General features: G+C 70.7%; 24 protein-coding genes and 2 pseudogenes. 14 read left to right on the forward strand and 12 right to left on the reverse strand.

Annotated elements, in window-relative coordinates; all coding sequences use genetic code 11:
- The first annotated feature begins 16 nt into the window (after nucleotides 1-16).
- The 10 genes from A6A06_RS11480 to A6A06_RS11525 all read left to right on the forward strand — a co-directional run bounded on the left by A6A06_RS11480 (nucleotide 17) and on the right by A6A06_RS11525 (nucleotide 8,780).
- Nucleotides 17-799 carry an alpha/beta fold hydrolase gene (locus A6A06_RS11480; RefSeq protein WP_073761125.1) on the forward strand — a complete coding sequence of 261 codons (783 nt, stop codon included), beginning with the start codon at nucleotides 17-19 and terminating at the stop codon, nucleotides 797-799.
- On the forward strand, nucleotides 796-2,370 hold the full coding sequence (locus A6A06_RS11485) for an amino acid adenylation domain-containing protein (RefSeq protein ID WP_073761126.1): 1,575 nt from the start codon (nucleotides 796-798) through the stop codon (nucleotides 2,368-2,370). The genes A6A06_RS11480 and A6A06_RS11485 overlap by 4 nt, the downstream gene beginning before the upstream one ends.
- Nucleotides 2,367-2,630, forward strand: coding sequence for an acyl carrier protein (locus tag A6A06_RS11490; protein ID WP_073761127.1), 264 nt, complete (start codon nucleotides 2,367-2,369; stop codon nucleotides 2,628-2,630). The genes A6A06_RS11485 and A6A06_RS11490 overlap by 4 nt, the downstream gene beginning before the upstream one ends.
- A complete protein-coding gene (locus A6A06_RS11495; protein WP_073761128.1) occupies nucleotides 2,627-3,787 on the forward strand; it encodes an acyl-CoA dehydrogenase family protein in 1,161 nt (386 codons plus the stop codon). The genes A6A06_RS11490 and A6A06_RS11495 overlap by 4 nt, the downstream gene beginning before the upstream one ends.
- 44 nt (nucleotides 3,788-3,831) lie before the next feature.
- Entirely contained in the window at nucleotides 3,832-5,022 is a 1,191-nt protein-coding gene (locus A6A06_RS11500; protein WP_073761129.1) for an acyl-CoA dehydrogenase family protein, read from the forward strand.
- On the forward strand, nucleotides 5,016-5,534 hold the full coding sequence (locus tag A6A06_RS11505; RefSeq protein WP_073761130.1) for a flavin reductase family protein: 519 nt from the start codon (nucleotides 5,016-5,018) through the stop codon (nucleotides 5,532-5,534). The genes A6A06_RS11500 and A6A06_RS11505 overlap by 7 nt, the downstream gene beginning before the upstream one ends.
- Before the next feature lie 75 nt (nucleotides 5,535-5,609).
- A complete protein-coding gene (panD, locus tag A6A06_RS11510) occupies nucleotides 5,610-6,026 on the forward strand; it encodes an aspartate 1-decarboxylase (RefSeq protein ID WP_073761131.1) in 417 nt (138 codons plus the stop codon).
- A gap of 31 nt (nucleotides 6,027-6,057) precedes the next feature.
- A complete protein-coding gene (locus A6A06_RS11515) occupies nucleotides 6,058-6,792 on the forward strand; it encodes an SDR family NAD(P)-dependent oxidoreductase (protein ID WP_073761132.1) in 735 nt (244 codons plus the stop codon).
- A gap of 72 nt (nucleotides 6,793-6,864) precedes the next feature.
- Complete coding sequence (locus A6A06_RS11520; RefSeq protein ID WP_073761133.1) at nucleotides 6,865-7,677, forward strand: phytanoyl-CoA dioxygenase family protein; 813 nt, start codon at nucleotides 6,865-6,867, stop codon at nucleotides 7,675-7,677.
- Nucleotides 7,674-8,780, forward strand: a complete 1,107-nt coding sequence (locus A6A06_RS11525) for a zinc-binding dehydrogenase (protein ID WP_073761134.1) — start codon at nucleotides 7,674-7,676, stop codon at nucleotides 8,778-8,780. Before A6A06_RS11520 ends, A6A06_RS11525 begins: the two co-directional genes overlap by 4 nt.
- A gap of 188 nt (nucleotides 8,781-8,968) precedes the next feature.
- Here the strand turns inward: A6A06_RS11525 and A6A06_RS11530 are convergent, their stop codons facing one another.
- Nucleotides 8,969-9,790: a helix-turn-helix domain-containing protein gene (locus A6A06_RS11530; protein ID WP_073761135.1), complete on the reverse strand. Its 822-nt coding sequence runs from the start codon at nucleotides 9,788-9,790 to the stop codon at nucleotides 8,969-8,971.
- Nucleotides 9,791-9,950: 160 nt separating this feature from the next.
- Between A6A06_RS11530 and A6A06_RS11535 the strand changes: the two genes are divergently transcribed.
- Entirely contained in the window at nucleotides 9,951-11,219 is a 1,269-nt protein-coding gene (locus A6A06_RS11535) for an MFS transporter (RefSeq protein ID WP_079193958.1), read from the forward strand.
- Nucleotides 11,220-11,870: 651 nt separating this feature from the next.
- Here the strand turns inward: A6A06_RS11535 and A6A06_RS40815 are convergent.
- A pseudogene (locus A6A06_RS40815) lies at nucleotides 11,871-12,868 on the reverse strand (IS5 family transposase).
- A 230-nt stretch (nucleotides 12,869-13,098) separates the two neighbouring features.
- Between A6A06_RS40815 and A6A06_RS41585 the strand changes: the two are divergent.
- Nucleotides 13,099-13,386, forward strand: a complete 288-nt coding sequence (locus A6A06_RS41585) for a hypothetical protein (RefSeq protein ID WP_199930828.1) — start codon at nucleotides 13,099-13,101, stop codon at nucleotides 13,384-13,386.
- Between the two features lie 297 nt (nucleotides 13,387-13,683).
- On the opposite strand, the gene A6A06_RS11550 is transcribed toward A6A06_RS41585, so the two are convergent.
- From A6A06_RS11550 to A6A06_RS43715, 4 genes are all read right to left on the reverse strand, one after another.
- The gene (locus A6A06_RS11550; protein WP_073761136.1) at nucleotides 13,684-14,112 is read right to left on the reverse strand and encodes a hypothetical protein; all 429 of its coding nucleotides are present in this window, start codon (nucleotides 14,110-14,112) and stop codon (nucleotides 13,684-13,686) included.
- Nucleotides 14,112-15,380 (reverse strand): amidase domain-containing protein, encoded by a 1,269-nt coding sequence (locus A6A06_RS11555; RefSeq protein WP_073761137.1) that lies wholly within the window; start codon nucleotides 15,378-15,380, stop codon nucleotides 14,112-14,114. The genes A6A06_RS11550 and A6A06_RS11555 overlap by 1 nt, the downstream gene beginning before the upstream one ends.
- Before the next feature lie 7 nt (nucleotides 15,381-15,387).
- Nucleotides 15,388-15,711: a type VII secretion target gene (locus A6A06_RS11560; protein ID WP_073761138.1), complete on the reverse strand. Its 324-nt coding sequence runs from the start codon at nucleotides 15,709-15,711 to the stop codon at nucleotides 15,388-15,390.
- A gap of 290 nt (nucleotides 15,712-16,001) precedes the next feature.
- Nucleotides 16,002-16,109: a type I-E CRISPR-associated protein Cas6/Cse3/CasE gene (locus A6A06_RS43715; RefSeq protein WP_338015887.1), complete on the reverse strand. Its 108-nt coding sequence runs from the start codon at nucleotides 16,107-16,109 to the stop codon at nucleotides 16,002-16,004.
- Nucleotides 16,110-16,528: 419 nt separating this feature from the next.
- Between A6A06_RS43715 and A6A06_RS41595 the strand changes: the two genes are divergently transcribed.
- On the forward strand, nucleotides 16,529-16,765 hold the full coding sequence (locus A6A06_RS41595; RefSeq protein ID WP_206780363.1) for a hypothetical protein: 237 nt from the start codon (nucleotides 16,529-16,531) through the stop codon (nucleotides 16,763-16,765).
- Between the two features lie 139 nt (nucleotides 16,766-16,904).
- Here A6A06_RS41595 and A6A06_RS11570 read toward each other — a convergent pair whose 3' ends face one another.
- From A6A06_RS11570 to A6A06_RS11585, 4 genes and pseudogenes are all read right to left on the reverse strand, one after another.
- Nucleotides 16,905-17,159 (reverse strand): hypothetical protein, encoded by a 255-nt coding sequence (locus A6A06_RS11570; RefSeq protein WP_073761140.1) that lies wholly within the window; start codon nucleotides 17,157-17,159, stop codon nucleotides 16,905-16,907.
- A 281-nt stretch (nucleotides 17,160-17,440) separates the two neighbouring features.
- Nucleotides 17,441-17,863 (reverse strand): VOC family protein, encoded by a 423-nt coding sequence (locus tag A6A06_RS11575; RefSeq protein ID WP_073761141.1) that lies wholly within the window; start codon nucleotides 17,861-17,863, stop codon nucleotides 17,441-17,443.
- 300 nt (nucleotides 17,864-18,163) lie between these two features.
- Nucleotides 18,164-18,877, reverse strand: a pseudogene (locus tag A6A06_RS11580) (IS701 family transposase); the annotation flags it as partial.
- A gap of 254 nt (nucleotides 18,878-19,131) precedes the next feature.
- Nucleotides 19,132-20,055, reverse strand: coding sequence for a LysR family transcriptional regulator (locus A6A06_RS11585; protein ID WP_073761143.1), 924 nt, complete (start codon nucleotides 20,053-20,055; stop codon nucleotides 19,132-19,134).
- Nucleotides 20,056-20,150: 95 nt separating this feature from the next.
- Between A6A06_RS11585 and A6A06_RS11590 the strand changes: the two genes are divergently transcribed.
- Nucleotides 20,151-21,443: an MFS transporter gene (locus A6A06_RS11590; RefSeq protein ID WP_079193960.1), complete on the forward strand. Its 1,293-nt coding sequence runs from the start codon at nucleotides 20,151-20,153 to the stop codon at nucleotides 21,441-21,443.
- Nucleotides 21,444-21,828: 385 nt separating this feature from the next.
- Here the strand turns inward: A6A06_RS11590 and A6A06_RS11595 are convergent, their stop codons facing one another.
- Both A6A06_RS11595 and A6A06_RS41600 read right to left on the reverse strand, forming a co-directional pair.
- Nucleotides 21,829-22,338, reverse strand: coding sequence for a hypothetical protein (locus A6A06_RS11595; RefSeq protein ID WP_073761144.1), 510 nt, complete (start codon nucleotides 22,336-22,338; stop codon nucleotides 21,829-21,831).
- Nucleotides 22,322-22,768, reverse strand: a complete 447-nt coding sequence (locus A6A06_RS41600; protein ID WP_199930830.1) for a hypothetical protein — start codon at nucleotides 22,766-22,768, stop codon at nucleotides 22,322-22,324. Before A6A06_RS41600 ends, A6A06_RS11595 begins: the two co-directional genes overlap by 17 nt.
- Nucleotides 22,769-22,857 lie beyond the last annotated feature (89 nt).

Genomic DNA, 22,857 nt, shown 5'->3' on the forward strand with positions numbered 1-22,857 from the left:
TGAGAAGGGTTTTGCTGTGCCGGTAATCGAGCTGCGCAACGGTCCTCTTGAACATGTCGTCATCGACGGTGACCCCGGCCTGGCGCCCCTGGTCTTCCTGCACGGCGGGCTCGGCTGCCTCGCCGCCTGGGGACGCTTTCCCGCGCGGCTGGCCGCCGCGACCGGGCGCCGCGCGCTGGTGTACTCCCGCCACGGCAACGGCGGCAGCGGCCCTGACCCGGAGCCCCGCACCCCCCGCTACATGCACGAGCACGCCCAGCACGTACTGCCCGAACTGCTGGACGCGCTCGGCATGCACCGCCCCGTCCTGGTCGGCCACAGCGACGGCGCCTCCATGGCCCTGCTGTACGCCTCGGCGCACCCCGTCGAAGCGGTCGTCGGGATGGGCCCGCACATGTACTTCGAGGAGGAGAACCGCCTCGGTATCGAGAACTCCCGCGCCTCCTACGAGGCCGGCCCGCTCGCCAAGAAGATGGCCATGGTGCACGACGACCCCCGAAGCGTCTTCGACCGCTGGAGCGGGGTCTGGCTCTCCCCCGCCTTCCGCAGCTGGTCCATCGAGAACGACCTCGACGTCACCGCGCCGGTGCTGATGATCCAGGGCGACGCGGACGAGTACGGCTCGATGGGACAGGTCGACGCCGTCGAGCGCGCGGTCAGCGGCCCGTTCCAGCGCCTGGTACCCGAAGGCTGCGACCACTACCCGCACCTGGTCTGCCCGGAGCTCGTCACCGAGACCGTCTGCGGCTTCCTCGCCGAGCACACCGAGAAGAGCCTGCCCGTGGAGGCTGCCCGATGACCGCCCGGACACCCGTACGCCTGGACGCCCTGCTGGCCCGCTCCGCCCGGGTCCACCCGGGCCGTACCGCCCTGGAAGGGGGCGGCGAGAGCTGGATGTACGCACAACTCGACAGCGCTGTCGACGCGTTGGCGGCCAGGCTGACCGCCGACGGCGTCGCGCCGGGCGACCGGGTCGGTGTCTACGCCCCCAAGACTCCCGCCACCGTCATCGCTCTGTACGCGGCGCTGCGGGCCGGTGCGGTGGTCGCGCCTCTCGACGTGGCCGACCCGCCGGAACGTACGGCCCGCATGATCCATAACGCGGGGCTGTCCCTGCTGCTGACCACCGACCGCGCCCTGGCCGGGGCCCAGCGCGCCGCCACCCGCGCCCGCTCCGGTGCGCCGGCGGACGAAGCCCCCCTGGAGCACGGCCTGCACCGGCTGCGGGTCCTGGCTCCCGAGGAGCGGCCCGAGCCGCTGCCCGCGCCCACCGACTCCGGCGGCTACATCCTCTTCACCTCGGGCAGTACCGGCTGGCCCAAGGGCGTTCTGCTCTCGCACGAGAACGTCGCGCGCTACGCCCTCTGGGCCGCTGGTGAGTTCGGCCTCACTCCGGAGGACCGGATCGGCTCGCAGGCCGCCCTCACCTTCGACCTGACCACCTTCGACCTGTTCAGCGCCGCCGCCGCGGGGGCCTGCACGGTCCTGATGCCGGACGTGCTGCGGGCCTTCCCGCGCGATGTCGTCGGATGGCTGACCGAGCAGCGCATCACCGCCTTCATGGCGGTGCCCTCCCTTTACCACAACATGCTCCAGCAGGGCGGCATCGCCGACGCCCCGCCGCCCTCCCTGCGCATCGCGGCCTTCGGCGGCGAGGCGTTCGCCCCCGAACTGCTGGAGCGCTATCTGCGGCTGCTGGACGGGGTGCCCTTCTACAACCTGTACGGCCCCACCGAGACGAACGCCTGCACGTACTACCGGGTGCCGGCCGACTGGACCGCCGACCAGGAGCTGCCCATCGGTCGCGGCATCGGCGGCGTCCACATCGACGTACTCGACGAGGACGGCCGGCCCACCGACGGCGAGGGCGAGATCCACATCGCCGGCCCCGTCGTCTTCCAGGGCTATCTGCGCGGCGACGCGCCCGAGGACCCCACCGTCACCGTCACCTTCCGCGACGGTGTGGCCCGCCGCGCCTACGCCAGCGGCGACCTCGGCCGGATCACGTCCGACGGCCGGGTCTTCCTGCGCGGGCGGCGTGACCATCAGGCCAAGAGGCGGGGTCACCGTATCGACCTGATGGACGTGGAGAACGCCGTCCTGGAGCTGCCGCAGGTGGCCACCGCCGCGGTCGTCGCCAAGGACGGCCCGTACTCCGGCCAGATCTGGGCCTACGCCCAGACCGACGCCACCGAACGAGAGGTCCTGGCCGCGCTGCGCGACGTGCTGCCCAAGCGGATGCTGCCCGACCGGATCGTTTCGCTCACCAACCTGCCCACCACCACCAGCGGCAAGGTCGACCGCCGTGCGCTGAGCGCCGCCGCCGATGACACCGCCGGTCCCGTACTCCCCGAGGAGATCACCGTATGAACAGCGTCGAAGAACTGTGCACCCTGATCGGCAGCCGCATCAGCTGGGGCCGCGGCGAGGACGCCGGCTCCCTGGACGCGGACACCCCGCTGCTCGAAATGGGCCTGGTCGACTCACTGGCGATCATGGAGATCGTCGCGGCGCTGCACAAGGAGGCCGGTATCACCCTGCCCGACACCGAGATCGTCGCCGCCAACTTCCGTACGCCGAAGGCCCTGTGGGCCGCCATCGAGGAACTCTCCGGCGAGGGCCGCAAATGAGCGCGGTGGCCACCGCGACGCTGCGCACCGGCGCACCGGAGACCGAGCAGCTCGTCGACACCTACCGTGACCTGGCCGCACCGGTGGTCGAGCGGATCGCGGACGCGGACTTCACCACCCAGTGGCGGGCCATGGCCGACCTCGGGGTGCTCCGGCTCGCCTCGCCGGACGCCACGGCGCCCGGCCCGGTCACCCGGTCGCTCGCCATGATCGAGGGCATCGGGCTGGCCGGCATCGACCCCGGGCTGTGTTACGCGCTGGCCTCGCAGGTTTTCGGCATGCAGTTCCCGCTGCGGGACTCCCTCGGCGCGGACGTCTGGCGCGCGGTCGCCGACGCCCAGCAGGGCCGGGAGCTGCTGTGCCACGCGCTGACCGAACGCGGCGGCGGTAGTGACCCGTTCTCCATGCGGACCCGCGCCCGGCGCGACGGGGACGGCTTCGTGCTCGACGGCGCCAAGACGTTCATCACCGCCGCACCCGTGGCCGACCGGGCGATCGTCTTCGCCCGTACCTCCGAGGGACGCTCGCCGTTCGCGCTGTCCGCTTTCCTCTTCCCGCTCGACCTGCCGGGGGTCCGCCGCGGCGAGACGTTCACCAAGACCGCGCTGCCCACCGTGCCGATGGGCGAACTCCTCTTCGAGGACGCCCGGCTGCCGGAGAGCGCGCTGCTCGGCGAAGAGGGGTCCGGGCTGGCGGTGATGGCTTCCACCACCGCCTGGGAACGTTCCGTCATCCTCGGGTACGCCCTCGGCCCGATGCAGCGCCTTCTGGACCGTACCGTCGACTGGGCCAGGGACCGCGACCACTTCGGCCGCCGGATGGGAGCGAGTCACCAGGTCGCGAGCCGGGTCAGCGACATGGCCCTGGCGCTGCACCGGTCCCGCGTCCAGCTCTACGCGATGGCCGCCCGGCTCGACGCCGGGACGCCCGCCCGGCAGCTGGCCGCCGAGGCGGCGCTGACCAAGATCTCCGTGTCCGAGGACTACGTACGGATGACCGAGCACGCCACCGCGCTGTCCGGCGTCCGGGCCTTCCTCCCCGGCTTCGACCTCGCCGCCGACCTGGCCGGCCCCATGGCGGCCCTCACCTATGCCGGTCCGAACGACCTGCTGCGGGTGGGTGTCGCACGGCAACTCGGCTTGCCTGTCGAGAACTGACCGGCCGTGACCCGACCGGCCGCACACCGATCTGAAGGATTTCGATGGCGTTGCTGACCCCCCTCGACGACCTCCTCAAACTCGCCGCGGAGACGGGCGAACGGATCGCCCCGCTCGCCGCCGGCACCGACACCGGACGCGACACCGGCCACGAGGCCTACCGCATCCTGCGCGAGTCCGGCCTGCTCGCCCTGCTCGTCCCCCAGGAGGCGGGCGGCGCCGGCCTGGGCTTCGGTGACTACTGGCGGGTGCTGGCCGAACTCGGCTCGCACCACGGCGCCGCCGCCCTCGGTTTCAACATGCACCACGTCGTCATCGGCGCGCTCGCCGATGCCGCCGGCACCCGGCTGCCCCCGGCGGCCGAGGCGTTCCGCGCCTGGATGCTGGACGAGGTCGTCAACGGCCGCAAGCTGTTCGCCTCCGCCACCTCCGAAGCCGGCCGCGGTGCCAAGCTCCGGGGCATGCGCACCCGTTACCGGCTCTCCGAGGACGGCACGCACTACATCCTGAGCGGCAAGAAGTCCTTCGTCTCCTTGGCGGGCGCCGCCGATTACTACGTCGTCGCGGCGGCCGCCGAGACCGGCGACGAGGACACCGGCGAGGTCTCGCACTTCGTCGTCGCCGCCGACGATCCCGGCGTGAGCTTCGAGACCGTGCAGCACATGTCGGCGATGTACGGCACCAGCACCGCCCCGATGACACTGGACGAGGTCATGGTGCCCCGCTCCCGTCTCTACCTCGGCGTCGAGGGCATGTCCCTGTTCAAGGTCGTACGCGAACCGCACTGGATGGTCGCCGGCTACACCGGCGCCTACCTCGGCATCGCCGAAGCCCTCTTCCGGCACACGGTCGAGCATGTCACCGCCTCCCCCGCCCGCGCGGACTCGCCCGTCGTGCAGCAGGAGCTGGGCCGGATGTCCGCCCGGCTGCGGGCCGCCCGTGCCCTGGTGCACGAGGCCGGTGACCTGGTCACCGCGCAGCGCGGCAGTCTGGAGGCCAACGCCATGGTGCACGCCGCCAAGTACGTCGTCGGCGAGGTCGGCCCGCAGCTCGCCCAGGACGCGCTGCGGCTGTGCGGCTCGGCCGCCGTCAGCCGCAGTCACCCGTTGGAGCGGCTGATCCGTGAGGCCCAGTTCGCTCACGTGATGCCCGCCAAGCCGATGGAGTGCCTGGAGTACCTGGGCAAGGCCGCGGTCGGCGTCAACCTCTACAACGCCCAGGCGTTCGCATGGTGACGCCCGTCCAGAACGCGCCCACGGTGACCCGCGACGCCTTCCGGGCCCTGATGGGCTCCCACCCCAGCGGCGTCGCCGTCATCACCACCGCCGATGTGCAGGGCACGCCGTACGGCTTCACCTGCTCCGCCCTGTGCTCGGTCTCCCTGGATCCGCCGCAGCTGCTGGTGTGCGCGGGCAACAACGGGAGCACCCTGCCGGTCCTCGCCGCCCGCGGGGCCTTCACCGTCAACCTTCTGCACGGCGCCGGGCGGCGCGCGGCCGAGGCGTTCGCCGGGCCCGCCGCCGAACGGTTCAGCTCCGTCCCCTGGCAGCCCGCGCCCGCCACCGGTCTGCCGATGCTGACCCAGGACGCGCACACCACCGCCGAGTGCCGCGTCACCCGGCTCATCCCCGCCGGTGACCACACGATGGTGATCGGCGAGGTGCTGGCCACCCGGACCCACGCGCCGGCCACCGAAGAGGCGCCGCTGCTGTACGGCATGCGCCGGTACGCCACCTGGCCGGCCTGACTGGGCCGCGCCGCGCCGGCCCCGCCCGGGGCCGCGCCGCACCACCACCCACCCCACCGAATGTGAGGATTCCGCATGTACCGCACTCTGATGAAGTCGAAGATCCACCGCGCCAGCGTCACCCAGGCCGACCTGCACTACGTCGGCTCGGTGACGGTCGACAGCGACCTGATGAAGGCCGCCGATCTGATGGCCGGCGAGAAGGTCGACATCGTCGACATCGACAACGGCGCCCGGCTGTCCACGTACGTCATCGAGGGCCCGGCCGGCTCCGGCGTCATCGGCATCAACGGCGCCGCGGCCCGGCTCATCAGCCCCGGCGACCTCGTCATCCTCATCGCCTACGCCGCCATGACGGACGCCGAGGCCGCCTCCTTCGTCCCGAACGTCGTCTTCGTCGACGAACACAACACCATCGCGGGCGTGGGCGGCGACCCGGCCGAGGTCCCCGAGGGCTCGGGGCTCAAGCGCGGCGACCTCGTCGCCAACTGACCGCCCGCCCAGCACATTTCAGGGAGTTGTCATGACGATCTCCGTGGTGAGCGGCGGCACCCGCGGCATCGGGAGGGCGCTGAGCCTGCGGCTCGCCGCCCTCGGCCATCAGGTGATCGCCCTCTACCGGGGTGACGACCTCGCCGCGCGGGAGACCGCGAAGGCCGGTGACGGCCGGATCGAGACGCTGCGCTGCGATCTCACCCGGCCCGAGGAGATCCGGTCGGTCTGCGACGGGATCACCGACGCGTACGGCGCCCCGTCCGTCCTGGTCAACAACGCCGGGGTGAACCGCGACCGGCCGTTCCTGTCGATGGCCGCCGAGGACTGGGACACGGTGCTGGCCACCAACCTCTCCGGCCCCTTCCACCTCACGCAGGCCCTGGCGCCCGCGATGACGGAGGCCGGGGGCGGCAGCATCGTCAATGTCGCCTCCACCACGGCGATCCGGCCCCGTGCGAACGGCGCCAACTACTGCGCGAGCAAGGCGGGCCTGCTCCAGCTCACCAAGTGCCTGGCCCTTGAACTCGCCCCGCACATCAGGGTGAACGCCCTGCTGCCCGGATTCACTGACACCGAAGAGGTCACCGAGCGCTACCGCCTCGACGACCCGGAGCGGCTGGCCGCGGTCCTGGACGCCATCCCCGGCGGCCGGCTCGGCTCGGCCGAGGACATGGCCGACGCCCTCGAATTCCTGGTCACCGCGCGCAGCGGCTATGTCACCGGACAGCACCTCATCGTCGACGGCGGGCACTTCACGGGGTGATCCCCCACCACCGGTCCCCTCGTGCCCCGGCCCGCCCCGACGGATTTCCTCACCTCTCAGGAGAAGAAGCACATGCGACTGACCCAGCAACAGGCCGACCAGTATCACGAGCAGGGCTTCCTCCTGCTCGAATCCCTCCTCGACCCCCAGGAGGTGGAGACGCTTCGCGCGGCGCTGGAACGCGACGTGAAGGTACCCGGCCCGCAGGTGGTGACCGAGGACGGCGGCACGGAGGTGCGCGCGGTCTACTCCTCGCACCAGCGGCAGCCCGAGTACGCCGGTCTGATCCGTGACCCGCGCATCCTGGAGCCGGTCCGGCAGCTGCTCACCGAGGACGTCTACATCTACCAGTTCAAGATCAACGCCAAGCCGGCGTTCGGCGGCGAGAAGTGGGCCTGGCACCAGGACTTCCTCGCCTGGCGGCTCGCCGACAACCTGCCCGCTCCGCGCCAGGTCAACATCGGTGTCTTCCTCGACGACGTCACCGAGTTCAACGGTCCGGTCATCTTCCTGCCCGGCTCGCACCGCAACGGCCTGGTCCACGAGGGCCGCTCGGCCGCCGCCAAGTCCGAGCAGCACCTCGACCCGGACGACATCTCCCTGTCGCCGCAGCAGCTCGCCGAGCACGTCGACCGGCGCGGTATGACCAGCCCCAAGGGCCCGGCCGGGTCCGTCGTACTGTTCTCCCCGGAGATCGTGCACGGCTCCTCCCCCAACATGTCGCCCTTCGCCCGCCGGCTGCTGATCGCCACGTACAACGACACCGCCAACCTGCCGCGGCCCACGGGCCGGCCCCGCCCGGACTACGTCGTGTGCCGCGACACCGAGCCGCTGCGCCCGCTGGCGACCCCGTTCTCCCAGGCCCTGGGCACGGTGATGGCATGACACAGCGCACCGGACGCGCCGTCGTTCTGGAGGAGTTCGCCCAGCCGCTGCGGCTGCGGGAGTTCCCGCTGCCCGCGGCCCCTGACGGCGGCATGATCGTCGCCTGCGGGTACGGCGGTGTCTGCGGCACCGATCTGCATCTGCAGCAGGGCCACCTGGACATCCCGCTCCCGCTCGTCCTCGGCCACGAAGGGCTGGGGGTCGTACGGGAGCTGGGCGCCGGCACCCACCAGGACGCCACCGGGACGCCGCTCGCGGCCGGTGACACGGTGATGTGGGCCTCCTCCATCGCCTGCGGCGTCTGCCCGCCCTGCCGGCTGCACCGCGAGCCGACGCTGTGCGAGCGGCGCCGAACCTACGGCGTCAACCGTGCCATGACCGACGGTCCGGAACTCTCCGGGGCCTGGGCCGACCACATCGTGCTGCAGCCCGGCACCACCGTGGTCAAGGTGCCCGACGGCACCGACCCGCTCGCCGCCATGTCGCTGGCCTGCGCCGGGCCCACCGTGGCGCACGCGCTGTACGAGAGGCGGCCGGTGCGGCTGGGCGAGACCTTGGTGGTGCAGGGCAGCGGGCCGGTCGGGCTGGCGGCGGCCGCGTTCGCGCAGCTGGCCGGGGCTGCCAAGGTCGTCGTCATCGGCGGTCCGGCCGGCCGGCTGGACCGGGCCGCCGCGGCCAGCATCGGTGACGTCCACCTGAACATCGCCGACACCGCCGACACCGCGGAGATCCTGCGCGAGGCCCGGGCCGCCGCCGGCGGGGACGGCGCCGACCTGGTGATCGAGTGCGCCGGGGTGCCGGCCGCCGTCGGGCAGGGCCTCACCCTGGCCCGCCGGGGTGGCAGTTACCTCATCATCGGCCAGTACACGGACGCCGGGGACACCCTGATCAATCCGCACCAGATCGTCCACCGGCAGCTCGACGTCGTCGGTTCCTGGGCCTTCACCGGCGTCCACCTCGTCGAGTACGTACGGCTGCTGCCGGCCCTCACCAGCCGGTTCGACCTGGCGAGCCTGGTGACGCCGTTCCCGCTGGAGCAGCACGTCGAGGCGCTGACGGCGGTCGGTGACGGGTCGGTGATGAAGGCCGTGCTGACTTCCTGAGAAGCCGTGCTGACTTCCTGAGAAGGGGGGAGCCGGTGGCCGGCTCCCACCCGTCGCGCGGTGCGCGGGTGGAGGTGAAGGTGGCGGCCCGACAGCAGCTTCGAGCGCGGTCGGGCCGTCACCGCTGTCTGCTTCCCGCCTCGCTCTCCCGTTCCTCCGGGCGCCGGTCCGCGCGGACCGGCTCCGGCTCACCCGATGAGCGTTCCCAGTGCCTCTTTGGTCGCGTCGTTGTCGGGAAGGTAGGCCAGCAGGTGGTGGCCGGGTTCGTCGACGGCGGCGAGCTTGACGTAGCGCAGCTGCAGATCGCCGGCCACCGGGTGCCGGAAACGCCGTACGGCGGGGTGGAACGCCGAGGTCTCCCGGCGGCCGTACCAGTGGGCCGCGTCCGGGTCGGCCAGCAGCTCCTCGGTGATCTCGGCGTACCGGGGGTCCTCCGGGTGCCGGGCCGCCTTCGCGCGGAACTGGCCGAGCAGGCTCCGTGCCTCCGGCTCCCAACTGGCCAGCAGCGTACGGGCCGGTGGCCAGCGGAACACCAGCCACAACAGGTTGCGCTGCTTGGGCGTCAGCCGCGCCAGGTCGGTGAGCAGTGCGGTGTAGCCCGGGTTCCAGGCCAGCAGGTCCCAGTGCGGGTCGAGCACCACGGCCGGATTCGGCGTCAGTGACTCCACCAGCGACAGCAGGTTCCGCGACACCCACCCCGGCGGCTGCTCGGCGGTGCCCGGGCGCTCCACGAACGACAGTACGTGCGCGGTCTCGTCCGCGTTCAGCCGCAGCGCCCGCGCCACGGACCGCAGCACCTGCTCCGACGTGCGCACCCGGCCCTGTTCCAGCCACGCGTACCAGGAGCTGCTGACTCCGGCCAGCTCGGCGGCCTCCTCGCGCCGCAGCCCCGGGGTACGGCGCCGCGGTGAGCCCGGCAGCCCCACATCGGCGGGTGCCAGCCGCTCGCGGCGGGACCGCAGGAACGCGCCCAGTTCGCGGCGTGGACCGCTGGGTCCGCCCCCGTTCACGTGCCACTCCTTCCTGAAACCACCGATCCGGTCCTGGGACAGCGCGCCGCGCCCCAGGGTGTGAGCAAGGGTAATCGGCTACGGGGCCCCGCCGGCCGGCCGGGGTGATGGGCTGGAACCACCGGTTCGGAAGAGCCGGCAAGCACGACATAGGAGCCCCATGGACACCACCGATACCACCGATACCACCGGCTCACAGCACACCGCTGCCACTCCCCCGCCGACCGCTACCACCGGGCCCAGCAGATCCGCTGACCCCACCGGTCAGACCGGCCCCGCCGCCCCGCCGCTGCCCGCCGCGTCCCTGCGCCTGCTGCGTACGGCCGGCTTCGTCAGCAACTTCGACCGTTTCTGCATCACCCCGATGCTGCTGCTCATCGGCGTCCAGCTCGGTGTCCCGCTGACCACGGTGATGCTCGCCGCCAGCGGCTACTTCCTCGCCTACGGTCTGATGCAGCCGGTCTGGGGCCTGGCCAGCGACCGGCTGGGCCGGGTGCGCGTCATGCGGATCTCGCTGATCGGGGCCGCCCTCGCCGCGCTCTGCTCGGTGATCGCGCCCGGCGCGACGATGCTGATCGTGGCCCGTGTCGCGGCCGGCGCGTTCTTCGCCGCGTCCATCGCCGCGTCCATCACGTACGTCGGGGACACAGTGCCCGCCGCGGTGCGCCAGCGCCCGCTCAGCGAGCTGATGACCGCCTTCGCGCTGGGCACCGCCGTGGCCACCGTCGTAGCCGGGGCGCTGGCGCACTACGTCAGCTGGCGGCTGGTGTTCGCCCTGCCCGGCCTGGTGGCCGTCTACCTGGTCGTCGCGCTGCGCCGGCTGCCCGAACCGCCGCGGGCCGCATCGGGTGCGCTGCTCGCCCCGTTCAAGATCGTATTGAGTTCCCGCTGGCAGTGGTACGTCATGGCCGTCGCGATGCTCGAAGGCGCCACCCTGCTGGGCTTCTTGACGTACATCGCGCCGGCACTGGAGGCCCAGGGCGCCTCGGCGACGCTGGCCGGCGCGGTGTCCGCGCTGTACGGCGTGGGCTCGATGGCCGCGGCCCAGGTGGTCAAGCGGCTGGTCGGGCGCTGGACGCCGGTGCGGCTGATCGTGCTCGGCGGGGTGCAGATAGCGGTGGCGTTCGGCCTCGCCGCGGCCAGTCAGTCGGTGCCCGCGCTGATCGGGTGCTCTCTGCTGCTCGGTGGCGGCTGGTCGTTCATGCACTCCACGATCCAGTCCTGGGCCACCGCGCTGTCGCCGGCGGCCCGCGCCACCGGCGTCGCGATGTTCGGTGTGGCACTCTACGTCGGCAGCGCCCTGGCCAGCGCCTTTGCCGCCGGCCCCGCGGAAGACCACGCCTACCGGGGCATGTTCCTGACGGCTGCGATCCTCACCGTCCCGCTGACCGTGGCCGCCGCGGTGGGCCGCGCCCGCTACCGGGGCTGATCCGCCTGGGCCCCGGACATGTACCACTCCGACGGGCCGGGGTGGAGGCCGCCCGGGTGCCGCCTCCTACGGACGGGCAGATGGGCAGCAGCAGGGTGAGACTCGGCGGACGCGTACGGTCAGGAGCGCCGGTGAGGGCAGCGGCCCGCCCCGCCACAGCGATGAGTGGGCCAGGGCGGGCCGGTTGCGCGGCGGGTGTCCAGGCGGTGGTGTTACCGGCGCCACAGGCCGAACCGCCGGGTGGCCTTCCTGGCCTCGGCCTCCGCCGCGCGGGCGGCCACGTCCGCGGCGTCCGCGCCGCCTCCGCTGCCGCCTGCTCTGCCTGCTCTGCCTGCTCTGCCTGCGCACAGTCGAGATCATGATGGTGACAGGACCCGCACGGCGCCCGGTCCCCGGCCCCGGCCTGCCGGCTGTACGGCGAGGTCTGCTGCCAGCGGTCGTCGGTGAACTTCGCACCGCACCGCCCGCACACCGGCCGCCCGGCCTCGCGCTCTGCTGCCCGCCGCTCTTCGGCAAGCCGCAGCTGCTCGGCATGGAGCCGGTCGCCATCAGGGTTATCAAGCGCCTCGGGCAGCGTCTGCCACGCCGCGCGGCCCAGACGCCGCCACACCCCGGCATGTGCACCGTACTGGGGCGCGTATTGGGTTGTGATCAATCGGTGGTCCGGATGAGGTCTCTGATCCAGATCATTGAGGCGCGCAGGTGAAGGCCGGCGAGGTAGCTGTCCGGGGTCTTGTCGTATCTGGTGGCGATGCCTCGCCAGGCCTTGAGCTTGTTGATCAGGCGCTCGACGGTGTTCCTCTCCTTGGACAGGCCGGCGTCGTGGCTGACGGGCCGGCCGCCCCTGGAGCCCCTCTTCTTCCGGTGGGCGGCCTGGTCCTTCTTCTCCGGGATCACTGCCCTTATGCCGCGTCTGCGCAGGTGGAACCGGTTACCACGGAAGGAATACGCCTTGCCCCCGGCGACGGCGTCCGGCCGGATGCGGGGGCGGCCGGCGGGGCCGCGGACCCGCACCTTTTCCAGAACCGGGATGAACTGCGGGCCGTCCGCCGCCTGGCCCACGGTCAGCACGAACGCCAGCGGCCGGCACCTGCGGTCGGCGGCGAGATGGACCTTGCTGGTCTGCCCGCCCCTGGAGCGTCCCAGGAGAGCGGCTTTCAGCCGGAGCCTTCGCCGGCGCCGGACGCACCGCCGCTCCTCGCGCCCGGAATCGGCGCCCTGCCCGGCTCCCTCTTCACGGCCACCCCCTTTGAGCTGGCCTTCTCCGTCTCGGCGGCAGCCTTCTCCAAGGCGGCCAGGACGTCTTCGTCGAGGTGCATCCCGGCCGCGTCGTGGTGGGCGCGCGCGGTGGTGGAGTCGATGCTGACCAGGGACAGGTCCACCTCGCCCCGTCTCGCGGCCTCCGCGATCAGGCCCTCCAGCAGGGCCCCGAAGACCCCGGCGTCCCGCCACTGCCGGAAGCGGTTGTGAACGGTCGCCCAGACGCCGAACTCAATCGGCATCTCCCGCCACTGTCCACCCGTCCTGAACCGCCAGACCACACCCTCGAACTACCGCCGCAGCCGCTCAGGGTACGGGCCGTACTCGCCGATCGGCAGGTACGACTCGATGAACTCCCAATCCGAGTAAGCCAGTTGCGCTCGTGTCACACAAGACGGCCTATCGGAGCGGACCGTGCCGCGAAGGCACATCCCGCAAATTGATCACAACCCGATACGCGCCCTAGCGGGCAATGCCGCACTCATCGGCTCTGTGCAGGAGACTTACCCAACGCCTGGTGTGCTGATCCTGACGGGTACGGTCCTCATGTGTGCTGGCGCCCTGGTCGGACGGCTCATCGAACTCTCACCGCATCACGTGGTGTTGAAAGGAACATGCATTGACAGACCACCCCAAGCGCCTGTGGCCCGTGTTCACAACAGGCTTGGCTTTACTGCTCTTCACCTCCCTTGTACGCGGTGTGTGCTGGGTGTTCGCCTCTACCCACATGCAAAGCGGCCATCACGACGGCGATAACAACACGCCTGGCGAAGCCATAGGCACCGATCTGCAGCACAAGGCCTGGAGCGTGTATCAGGGAACGGCAACGGCTGCCTTACTCATCGTCGGTGTAACCGTCTTGTGGGCAGCCATCGTCGTGTGGATAAATCGCCGGGCCCGTCAGTAGTTTTCCGATATTCTGCGACGGCCATCAGTTCGATGTCGGAATCGCCGCCGGGGCCGCGGCGGTCGCTGTACCGCTGTCCGCCGCCACCGCCTCTGCTGGGTCGTCTCCGAGTGCCGTGTCGGGGACGAGGACCTGGCCGGCGGCCCACTGGACGGTGAGAGCTTCCGGGGGCTGGCCGGGGACCGCTGCCAGCTGACGCGGTTGTCCGCGGTAGCGCCCGTGGCCGTGACATGCGGCGGCTGGTTCACCCGTCCGTGGGCAGAGTGGGAGGTCACCAGAGCGCCGTACGGCGGTGAGTCACACACAGCTGATGGTGCCGCCAGGGGCTGGCTGGTAGAGGTGCCACACGATGATGGCCTCGGCGAGCAGTGGCAGAAGCCCCAGGAGAGCGGAGGCCAGTGCGACGCCGCCACGCCAGCCTCTCAGTGGTGCGCTGCCGTGCCGTTCCCCTCGCAGCGCCAGCAGGACCAGGAGGGCGACGGCTCCCAGGCCGCAGGCCAGTGCCCCGTAGGCGGAGACGTACATCTGCCAGGTTAGCGGCAGGTCCCCGCAATGTGCCCATTCGGCCTTCAGATGAGCCTTCTCGGCCGCGTCGTGGGCGATGATGCCTGCGATGCCGAGGGCGACCAGGACCGGTACCCACAAGGCAGTGCGTGCTGGGCCGGTGACGGCGCCGCCGGGAGCCGGCGTCGTGCGAGGTATCGGATCGCTCAGCGGATCGCTCATCAGTACCAGTCCGGGTGGGGTCGGACGATCCGTACGTTCTGCTTGCCTTCGGCCTTTTCCGTGTTGGGCAGGCGTCCGTCGAGGCTGACGTTGCGATACGGATCGCTGTGCTGGGTGTACTTGATCTCTCCGTCCGGCATGACGCCGGTGACGACAGCGGCGTGGTGGGTGTTGCCCTTGCCGATCTCGTCGTTGTCGCCGGCCTGCTCGTAGTAGATGATGTCGCCGGGACGGACCTGATCGCGCGGGACTTCCTCGCCGCCGTGATCGAGCATGAAATTCTGCTGGTTCTCCGCACCCGCCCACGTCTTGGAGAAGCCCAAAGACCGGTCGACATCGCGGAAGCCGGGCAGGTCGATCTCGGTCGGGTTGCCCTTCATCCATGTGTCGTCGGCCCGGGTGCCCCAGATGGACTCCTTTTCCTTCATCCCCGCCTGGGCCAGGGATTCGGAGACGAAGTTGGTGCAGTTGTTACCGAAGTCGACGTCGTCCTTCTGATCCCAGTTCTCCAGCGCGTACTCGACCATCTTGACCCGGTCGAACTTGCCGTCCGTGCCGCGCATCTCCCGCTTCACGCCTTCCGGCAGGCCATCGAGTTTCGACAGGGCGACCGGGTCGGCCAGCATCAGATCGTGCCGCTGCTTCTCGCTCAGGCCGTTCCACCACATGCGCTGGGTCATCGGCCCGGCATCACGGGGAATCTCGGCGCCGAGAATTTCCATCTCCGCCTGGGACGCCTTGTTCTGCACCTTGAGTGCTTCGCCGGGGTCGGCGACGTTCACCTTGTCCGTCAGCAGGGAAAACTTCGCTGCGGCCGTGTTGTCGGCCTCGCTGACCTGCTGCAGCACATGATCGCGCAGCGCCACGATGCGCTCACGCGCGTGCAGCTTGTCGGGGTCCTCACCGGGCATCGGCGCGCCCTCGGGCAGGCCGTCCGCGCCGATACGCAAGCTGTAGCGCTGGGCGACTTCGTTGATCTCGCGCGCCGAGCTCAGCGCGGTCTCCATGCTCTCGGCCACGGCCTCGCAGAGCATCTTGCCGCCGAGCAGGATGTCGTAGGCCGATTCCAGCTGGTCGGCCAGCTTCTCGAGATCCTTCGCGGCCTTCTGGCCCACCTCGTCGGTCCAGTTGTCGGCCAGCGGCGTGGTGCCGTTGTCCCGGATGTCCTGGGCGGCACGCAAAGCGTGCTTGGCCAGCGTCACCCACTCTTCGGCGGCCTTGTGCCACTTCTCGGGCCGGGCGTTGATCACAGCCTCGTAATTCACCACCGGCCACTCACGCCTTTCCCAGGTCGTTCAGGCCGTGCCGCAGCCGCGAAGCCGCTTCCTGATCCTGTGCGTCGTAGCTGCCGGCGCTTTCCTGCAGCCGCTCGCCCAGCTCCCCCATCCTCTTCGCCAAATCCGCCATGTGCTCCTCCCACGTCAGCGCGCAAGAGTAGAGGCGCTCGGCACACTCCCAGCCCCAGACGGAATCCGCTACACCCGTCGTCTGGCTCACCTCCAGGGAGTTGTTCAGCTTGCGGGCTGCCTCCCGGGAGAGCGCGCTCACATCGCCGCCTGTCGCCCGAACAGCATGGCTGTTGATGCTGATGTCACCCATGCGTGGATCCCCACCCCGTCGATCACTTTCCGGATCATCGTACGGGAGCGCCCAGAGACGGCTGGTCAGCCCAGCACCGGTAGCGAGCCTGTGCCGTGCGGTTGGCGAGGAAGGCAGGACGAGATGGTGTCGGGTGCCGGTCCGCTACCAGGCACGGCCGACGCCCGGCCGTCGCGGCGGGGAAGACATTCACCGTGCGGCTGCCGACTATGACGCCTGCCTCGACGCCCCAGCGAGGAAGCACCTCCCACGGTGCCGTCTCATCGCCACACCAGACGACATCCGGTTCCTCATGCGTCGCTTCGGGCGGGAGCGATGCCGAGGAGTCCGCAACCGTATGCCTTGCCGCGGCCGATGCCCTGGTTCCGGCTCGCCAACGACCGGCTGCACGAAGACACCTGCCCCCTAAACCCGATCGAAGTGCTGCGGAAGATCGCGCATGGCTCTCAGGGCGTCGCCGTCATTGAGGGCGACGAGCTGCACCTGGTGCTGCCCGAGGATATGAACCAGATCGGTGACGCCAAAACAGCTGTTCTCTGCTCGGTTCACTGTCCAGGCAGCACGCTGCCGGCCCGGGCCCGGCTGTCCAGGTACCCGACCAACGCGGTTTCGCTTCGCTGGAGGTGCTCGCGTCGTTCACGGGGCAGCGGTCCCAGAGCATCCACGAGGACTTGCTCTCGGGGAATGTGCACCATCGATCCGCAGTAGATCCGACAGCCCGGACACCAGGCGAACCCGATGCACCGCTCGAACATCGAGGACTCGGACGGATGGCAGCGGTACTGGTAGGAACGGACACGTGCCGCAGGTGCTACAGATGCGCTGCTCGCCCTCGGCGACGGTGTCGACAGTCGCGGCCTTCGGGCTGTGCGCAGTGTCCACCCGTCCGGGCAACGTCAGCTCGCAGTCGTACCACCACACCCGGGAGCGGTCGCGGCGGCGCCGGACGATGACCGCCCGTACGGTCTGCCCGTACGGCAGCGTCACCTCGACCTGGGGCCCGTCGCCCCAGGTCGCCGTCGCGTCGTCGTACTCCTGCACGCCTCGACCTTAGAGCGCACACGGGGGGTTGCGCGCCTTGCCCTGGAGTGGTGCAGGAGGTGCTCATGAACGGGGACGTCGGTGTCGTGGAGAGGGCCACGGCACCGACGCCGAAGGGGCGTTTCAGGAGCGCGGGCCCTGTGCCGCGTGCACTACTTCCGTACGTTGATGTGCACCTGGACGCCCCCTCCCACGGATCCGGCGGCGATGAGAACGACACCCGCCTCCGAGTGGCCGGTCAGGGTAAGGGCCACGCCAGCGGTGCAGGACAGTGCGGACAGGGTGATCCTCCCCCAGTCGAGGGCGCTCTGCTCGCGCGGGCGTTCCGCGGGCACCGCGTCCGGCTCGGTCGGCGGCGTCCCGTGCGCCTGCGGGTCGTCGGAGGGGTCGCTACTTGTGGTGGGCATGGCAAGCCTTTGCTTCTGGTGCGTGCCACAGCACGCGAGGAATGGGTTGGACGAACCATGGGGCATCTGGCAGTTAGCCGCGCAAGTCCCCTGGTCCTGCCCGGTAACGCCCCCGGGCAGGGAAGGAGATTGCACCCGCTGGGCGACGGATTCGAGTTCTCGCGAATGTGCGGCTCGGCGCTGATGGCTCGTCAGCACGGCCGGCTCTCGACGCCCTTTCAAAGGCTTCCGACCTGCGCTCCAGAGAACCTGAGTTCACGTCAGAGGCTGGAGGCGAGTGATCAGGTCTGGCCGTGCATGCCGCCGGAGGCGTCGTTGTCCTGCGGCTGGAGCAGGTCCCAGCGATTCCCGTACAGGTCTTGGAAGACTGCCACGGTGCCGTAGGGCTCGCGGCGAGGGGGTTCTTCGAACCTGATCCCGGCCGCACGCAGGCGTTCGTAGTCGCCGTCGAAGTCGTCGGTGTACAGGAACATGCCGACCCGGCCGCCGGTCTGGTTCCCGACCCTGCCTTCCTGCTCCGCGGTGACTGCCCGTGCGAGCAACACCGCCGTCTCCGCCCCGGCCGGGGCGACCACCACCCAGCGCTTCCCCTCGCCGAGCCAGGTTTCCTCGCGCAGCTCAAAACCGAGCACCTTCACGTAGAACGCGATGGCCGAGTCGTAGTCGCGCACCACCACGGTCACCAGTCCCAGATGCCGCCTCATCCACTGATCATGCCTCACCTGACCGCCCATCACCGCGGCAACGGATGCCGCTGGCCTGCCTGCCGGCCGGAGCGTGCATCGGTCCAGCGAGGCTGGCCCTGGCGCTGGGTGATGCGGCGAGTCATCAGCGTGATCAGGGATCATGTCAGGTGTGCCTCGCTGACCTGCGGCAATCCCTCATACTCCCGCACGTTGCGCCGGGCCTTCATCGACGCGCCAGCGCCGCGGGAGGATCACCCGGTCGATCTCCGACGGTCAGGCGGGCAGCGCTTCGATGGCGGTCCGCCAGGGGTACGCGTACTACGAAGGGACGGGCAAGGTCCAGGAGCCGCCGGGCTTCTGCCACGGTGAGGGGAACGAGGCTGCTCGAACCGTTTCTGCGTCCCCTTTTCGGAAACGGTGGCTTGTATCGGGGCGAAGACGAGGTAGCGGGCGATCTCCTCCGGTCGCGCCAGGCTGCGGCGGGCCAGTGCCCCCCAGCGGTGGCGGGTGGGGGCCGTTCCGTCGATGGTTGGGAGCATGGCTGCCGCCCAGTCGTAAACCCGGGGCCCCTTCGCGCCGTCGCCGCAGGAGATCCGCTCCCAGGCTTCGGCCGGGGCGCCGGTCAGTACGTGATCGATGCGCCAGCTTCCTGCGGGCGATTCGGCCTGCTGCGACTTGGGCACCGCCACGACGTAGCCGACGCCGGCCTCCTCCAGCGTCCGCCGGAAGTGCCACTCCTGCCCGTAGGCCGCATCGGCGGTCACCCAGGCGATGGGCAGAGCCGATTCCAGGGCCCGCCGGACCATGGCGCGTGCAAGTTCCGGCTTGGTCGCGAAGGACTTCTTCTCCGGGATCCGGGCGGTACGGCGCCGGTCGGGATCCTCGGTCCAGGACCTGGGCAGGCAGAGCTCGCGGTCCACCAGCGCCCTGCCCTTGGCGGAGGCAACCGGCGACGAACACCCCGATCGGACAGTTCTCCGTGCGGCCCGCGGTGCCGGGTTCATGCCGGCACCGCCGGGCCCCGCTCGTGCCGGCTGCCTTCGAGGCTCGCCCATCCGTAAGCCGGCGAAGTCGTGTGCATGATGACACTTCTCCTGGGTCGGTCTCATAGGCCGCCTGGCACGGTCTCCCGCGCTTACGAGACCGACTCGTGCCGGGCCGTTGTCAGCGGCCGCAAGGCGCGGGCCCCACTTCGTCAGGTGGCGACGCCTCACGGCAGAGCTGGGCCGAAGGGCGGAACGTGGGCCTGTGCAGAGAGCTCTCCGGCCGGTGCTCGCTCGGTCGGATCACGCGGGAAGCGGCTTGGGGAACTCTGCGCGGGTGACCTCCTCATCGAGGAGCTGCGCGAGCGTGCCCAGTTGTGGGGTGGCGCGGTCGGTACGCCAGATCAGGCCCATCTGCGACGGGGCGTCGAGGCCGTCCGTCGCGAGGTAGCGCACGTCGCTGCGGGTGGCACGCTCGGCCAGGGGGCGGCAGACCAGCATGGCGTGGTCGTCGGCGGCCACGAGCGCCAGGCCCTCCTGGACGCTGGCGATCCCCCTGGTGGAGCGGATGGGGGCGCCTGCGGGTGTGGAGCGTGGCACGCGGGCGGCCATCCAGTAGTCGGGGGCGTCTCCGGTGGGGTGGAGGATGTCCAGGCCGGCCAGTGCCTCGACATGCACGCGGTCGCTGTCGGCCAGGGGGTGGGAAGAGGCGACGGCGAGGAGGCGGTCCTGTGGCGGAAAGCGGAAGCCGACGGTCAGTTCGGCTTCCCTGACCGGGAGTTCGACCACGGCGGCATCGAGCCGGCTGTCGAGCACGGCAGAGAAGGGCGAGCCCAGAGGGATCTCGCTCAGCGCCATCGTGACCCCGTGCTGGGCGCGCAGTCGCCGGAAGGCCTCGGTGACCTCTTCGTAGATGCTGCCGTTGAAGCCGATGCGCAGCTGACACAGAGCGCCGCGGCTGGCGCGGTCCCGGGCTTGGGCGAGCACGGTCACCAAGGACCGGTAGGCCGGACGGACCTCGTCGACGAACTGTGTGCCGAGCCGCGTCAGTCCCACGCGCCGGCTGGTGCGCTCGACGAGTCGCACGCCGACGCGCCGTTCGAGGGCGGCAATGAGTTGGCTGACACGACTCTGGGAATAGCCCAGCCGTGCTGCCGTCCGGCCGAAGTGCAGTTCCTCAGCCAACGCCAGGAGGCACTCGATCTCTTGGACATGGACCTGGTTCATCGCATCCCTTCCGGTAGCCGATCCATCAATCTAGCTCATCGATCGTTGAACAAATCGCTGTTGATCGTCACCTGGTGCGCTGTTTGGCTGGCTTCATGGCTTCAGATACGTCGGTCAAGGACACCGGCATCGATACGGCTCGCACCACGCCGTGGCAGTGGGTGGCGGTCGCCGTGCTGTCGTTGAGTACGTTCGTGGTGGTGACATCGGAAATGCTGCCGGTCGGCGTGCTGACGCCGATGGCTGACGGCTTGCGCATCTCCCCGGGGAGCGCGGGGTTCAGCTTGTCGATCACCGGCCTGGTGACCGCCGTCACCGCCTCGCTGGTCCCGCGCATGGTGGGTCCGCTCGACCGGCGCCTGGTGCTGGCGGTGGCGATGGTGGTCCTGGCCGCCGGCAACGCGCTGACCACCGCGGCCAACGGCTTCGGGCTGCTGGTCGTGTCCCGGATCGTCATCGGGGTCGGCATGGGAGCCGTGTGGGGCCTGGCGTCCGCGGTCGCGACGCGGCTCGTGGCACCCCGCAACGTGGCGCTGGCCGTCTCGCTCGCGATCGGCGGGGTCGCGGCGGCCTCGGTGGTCGGCGTGCCCCTGGGCACTTTCGTCGGCAACGCCTTCGGCTGGCGTGCCGCGTTCGCCTCGCTGTCCGCCGCGGCGGTCCTCCTCGCCGCCGGACTACTGCTGGCGCTGCCCCGCCTTCCCCGCCCGGCCTCCCCGGTCGACGCGGACACCCACACACGCCGCGAGCCGCTGCTGCGCACCGCCTCGGTGACCGTCGGGCTGGTACTGATCGTGTTCCTCGTCACCGCGCACTTCGCCGCCTACACCTATGTGCGGCCGGTCCTCGAAGAGCGCACCGGCATGGCACCTGGTGCCATCGCCCTGCTCCTGCTGGTGTACGGCGCCTTCGGACTGGTCGGCAACTTCGCTGCCGGGGCCCTGGCGGCGCGGCGCGCCCGGGCCACCGTGCTGAGTCTGGCGGTCGGCATCAGCGCGGCGATCGTGCTGCTCGCGTTCTTCGGTGCCAACACCGGCGTCGTCGGCGTCAGTATCGCCCTGTGGGGATTGGCCTACGGCGGGCTGTCGGTGGCCGGCCAGCTGTGGATGACCCAGTCCGCACCCCACCGCATCGAACACATCACCGGCCTCTACGTGGGTGTCTTCACCGCCGCCATCGCCCTGGGCGCCTTCCTCGGCGGCACCATCGTGGAAGCGGCCAGCATCACGCCGCTGCTGTGGAGTGCCGCCGCGCTCGCCGTCGTAGCTCTCGCCGTCGGGGTGTTCGGCCCCGGTCCGACCCGTCGGCCCCGCCGCACCGCCGACTCCTCCACCCTGCCGGAACCCCATGACAGGGCCGCCACCGAGCAGACCGTCGGGACATGCACGTGAACCAGCACTGACCGGACATCTTCCGGCAACGGGCCATCAGTTGACCTGATGGCCCGTTGCGGCATGTTGGGAGAAGGCCATCAGCCCCGACAAGACGCTCCCGCCGACCCACGTCCGGCGCGATCTCTCCCCCCCGCCTCGCCCAACCGGCCCGTGCACCGAAATGCAGCTGCCCCGGCCCCGGACGTCCGCCCGGCTGCCCGGCTGCCCGGCTGCCCGGCTGCCCGGCTGCCCGCTACGACGTCGAACGCACCAGCGGTGCTGCGGCGCCCGGGGCCCCGCGTTCGGAGCAGGGCGCCTGCCTCAAGCGCATGGCCGGCGTCGGCATCGTCTGGTCTTCGGGCTGGGCCTCCCGCCGGTGGGGCAGCAACAGCGGCCGGCTGCTCTATGCGTGATCCGCCGATGCTCCGGGTTCCGCGCTGCGAAAGGCCCGCACGGCGCCCGGGTGCCATTGCCCGCGCTCCGTCGGCAGCACTTCGGACGACCACCCCAGGGACTGCGCCGTGCTGACAGCGTGCTCGGCTCCCACGCCGCGGAAGAACCTGACGGGGAGAATGACGGACACCTCCCGCTGCTTCCCTTCCGAGGGATGGCTGGTGTAGAGCGCTTGGTTGCTCTCGGCTTTCCTCAGGCGGCTCGTCAGTCTGTCGTCCGCGTACGTACGCCAGGCTTCAGGGTCACGGGACCATTCGGCCTTCAACCGGGACCAGCTCAACAGCCCGCGGGCGGGGTTGAACCAGCTCTTGGGCGGGTTCAACCCGGCCGAGGCCAGCGCGACCACCACGCACAGCGCCAGCGACGCTGCGGCCCAGACGGGCAGGTACACCCACTGCGCGACGAACTGGACGAGCAGGCCAGCCCTGCCCCGCCGTCGGCTGTCACGAGTGCCGGTCACCCGAAGACGTCTCGCCGACCTGGTAGTCGACGCGACGGGCCGCGGTTCCCGTGCACCGCGTTGGCTCACGGAGCTGGGCCTGGATCCTGTCCACGAGGAGACGGTCGATCCCGGACTCGTCTACGCCAGCCGGCTGTTTCGCGCGCCGGCCGGCGGAGGCAACTTCCCGGTCGGCAGCCTCCAGGCCGATCCGCGCAAGGCCACCCCAGGGCGCATGGCCTTCCTCGCCCCCGTAGAGCAGGGCCGCCGGCACGTCACCCTGGCGGGCACCCGCGGAGGCGAACCCACCGCAGAATCCGACCAGTTCACCGCGTTCGCCCGGCAGGCACGCCATCCCCTGGTCGCCGACCTGATCAACGGACTCGACCCGCTCACCGATGTCCACCTCAACCGTTCGTACAGCAACCGGCGCCGGTTCTTCGAACGCCACCTGGAAGGGCTGATGATCCGGCGGCACGGGCCCGGCCGCCCGCGCAGCCGCCCGGACCGTCTGCGCGGCGACACGGCGTACTCCAGCCG

The organism is Streptomyces sp. CB02923, from assembly GCF_001905005.1.
In the GTDB taxonomy this organism is placed as follows: Bacteria; Actinomycetota; Actinomycetes; order Streptomycetales; family Streptomycetaceae; genus Streptomyces.

Coding starts and splice junctions, on each gene's coding strand:
- A6A06_RS11505 (WP_073761130.1), top strand. CDS start 5,016: ATGGTGACGCCCGTCCAGAACGCGCCCACGGTGACCCGCGACGCCTTC.
- panD (WP_073761131.1), top strand. CDS start 5,610: ATGTACCGCACTCTGATGAAGTCGAAGATCCACCGCGCCAGCGTCACC.
- A6A06_RS11525 (WP_073761134.1), top strand. CDS start 7,674: ATGACACAGCGCACCGGACGCGCCGTCGTTCTGGAGGAGTTCGCCCAG.
- A6A06_RS11590 (WP_079193960.1), top strand. CDS start 20,151: ATGGCTTCAGATACGTCGGTCAAGGACACCGGCATCGATACGGCTCGC.
- A6A06_RS11535 (WP_079193958.1), top strand. CDS start 9,951: ATGGACACCACCGATACCACCGATACCACCGGCTCACAGCACACCGCT.
- A6A06_RS41595 (WP_206780363.1), top strand. CDS start 16,529: ATGCGCTGCTCGCCCTCGGCGACGGTGTCGACAGTCGCGGCCTTCGGG.
- A6A06_RS11560 (WP_073761138.1), bottom strand. CDS start 15,711: ATGGGTGACATCAGCATCAACAGCCATGCTGTTCGGGCGACAGGCGGC.
- A6A06_RS11495 (WP_073761128.1), top strand. CDS start 2,627: ATGAGCGCGGTGGCCACCGCGACGCTGCGCACCGGCGCACCGGAGACC.
- A6A06_RS11570 (WP_073761140.1), bottom strand. CDS start 17,159: ATGCCCACCACAAGTAGCGACCCCTCCGACGACCCGCAGGCGCACGGG.
- A6A06_RS11575 (WP_073761141.1), bottom strand. CDS start 17,863: ATGAGGCGGCATCTGGGACTGGTGACCGTGGTGGTGCGCGACTACGAC.
- A6A06_RS11585 (WP_073761143.1), bottom strand. CDS start 20,055: ATGAACCAGGTCCATGTCCAAGAGATCGAGTGCCTCCTGGCGTTGGCT.
- A6A06_RS11490 (WP_073761127.1), top strand. CDS start 2,367: ATGAACAGCGTCGAAGAACTGTGCACCCTGATCGGCAGCCGCATCAGC.
- A6A06_RS11485 (WP_073761126.1), top strand. CDS start 796: ATGACCGCCCGGACACCCGTACGCCTGGACGCCCTGCTGGCCCGCTCC.
- A6A06_RS11500 (WP_073761129.1), top strand. CDS start 3,832: ATGGCGTTGCTGACCCCCCTCGACGACCTCCTCAAACTCGCCGCGGAG.
- A6A06_RS11520 (WP_073761133.1), top strand. CDS start 6,865: ATGCGACTGACCCAGCAACAGGCCGACCAGTATCACGAGCAGGGCTTC.
- A6A06_RS11550 (WP_073761136.1), bottom strand. CDS start 14,112: ATGAGCGATCCGCTGAGCGATCCGATACCTCGCACGACGCCGGCTCCC.
- A6A06_RS11515 (WP_073761132.1), top strand. CDS start 6,058: ATGACGATCTCCGTGGTGAGCGGCGGCACCCGCGGCATCGGGAGGGCG.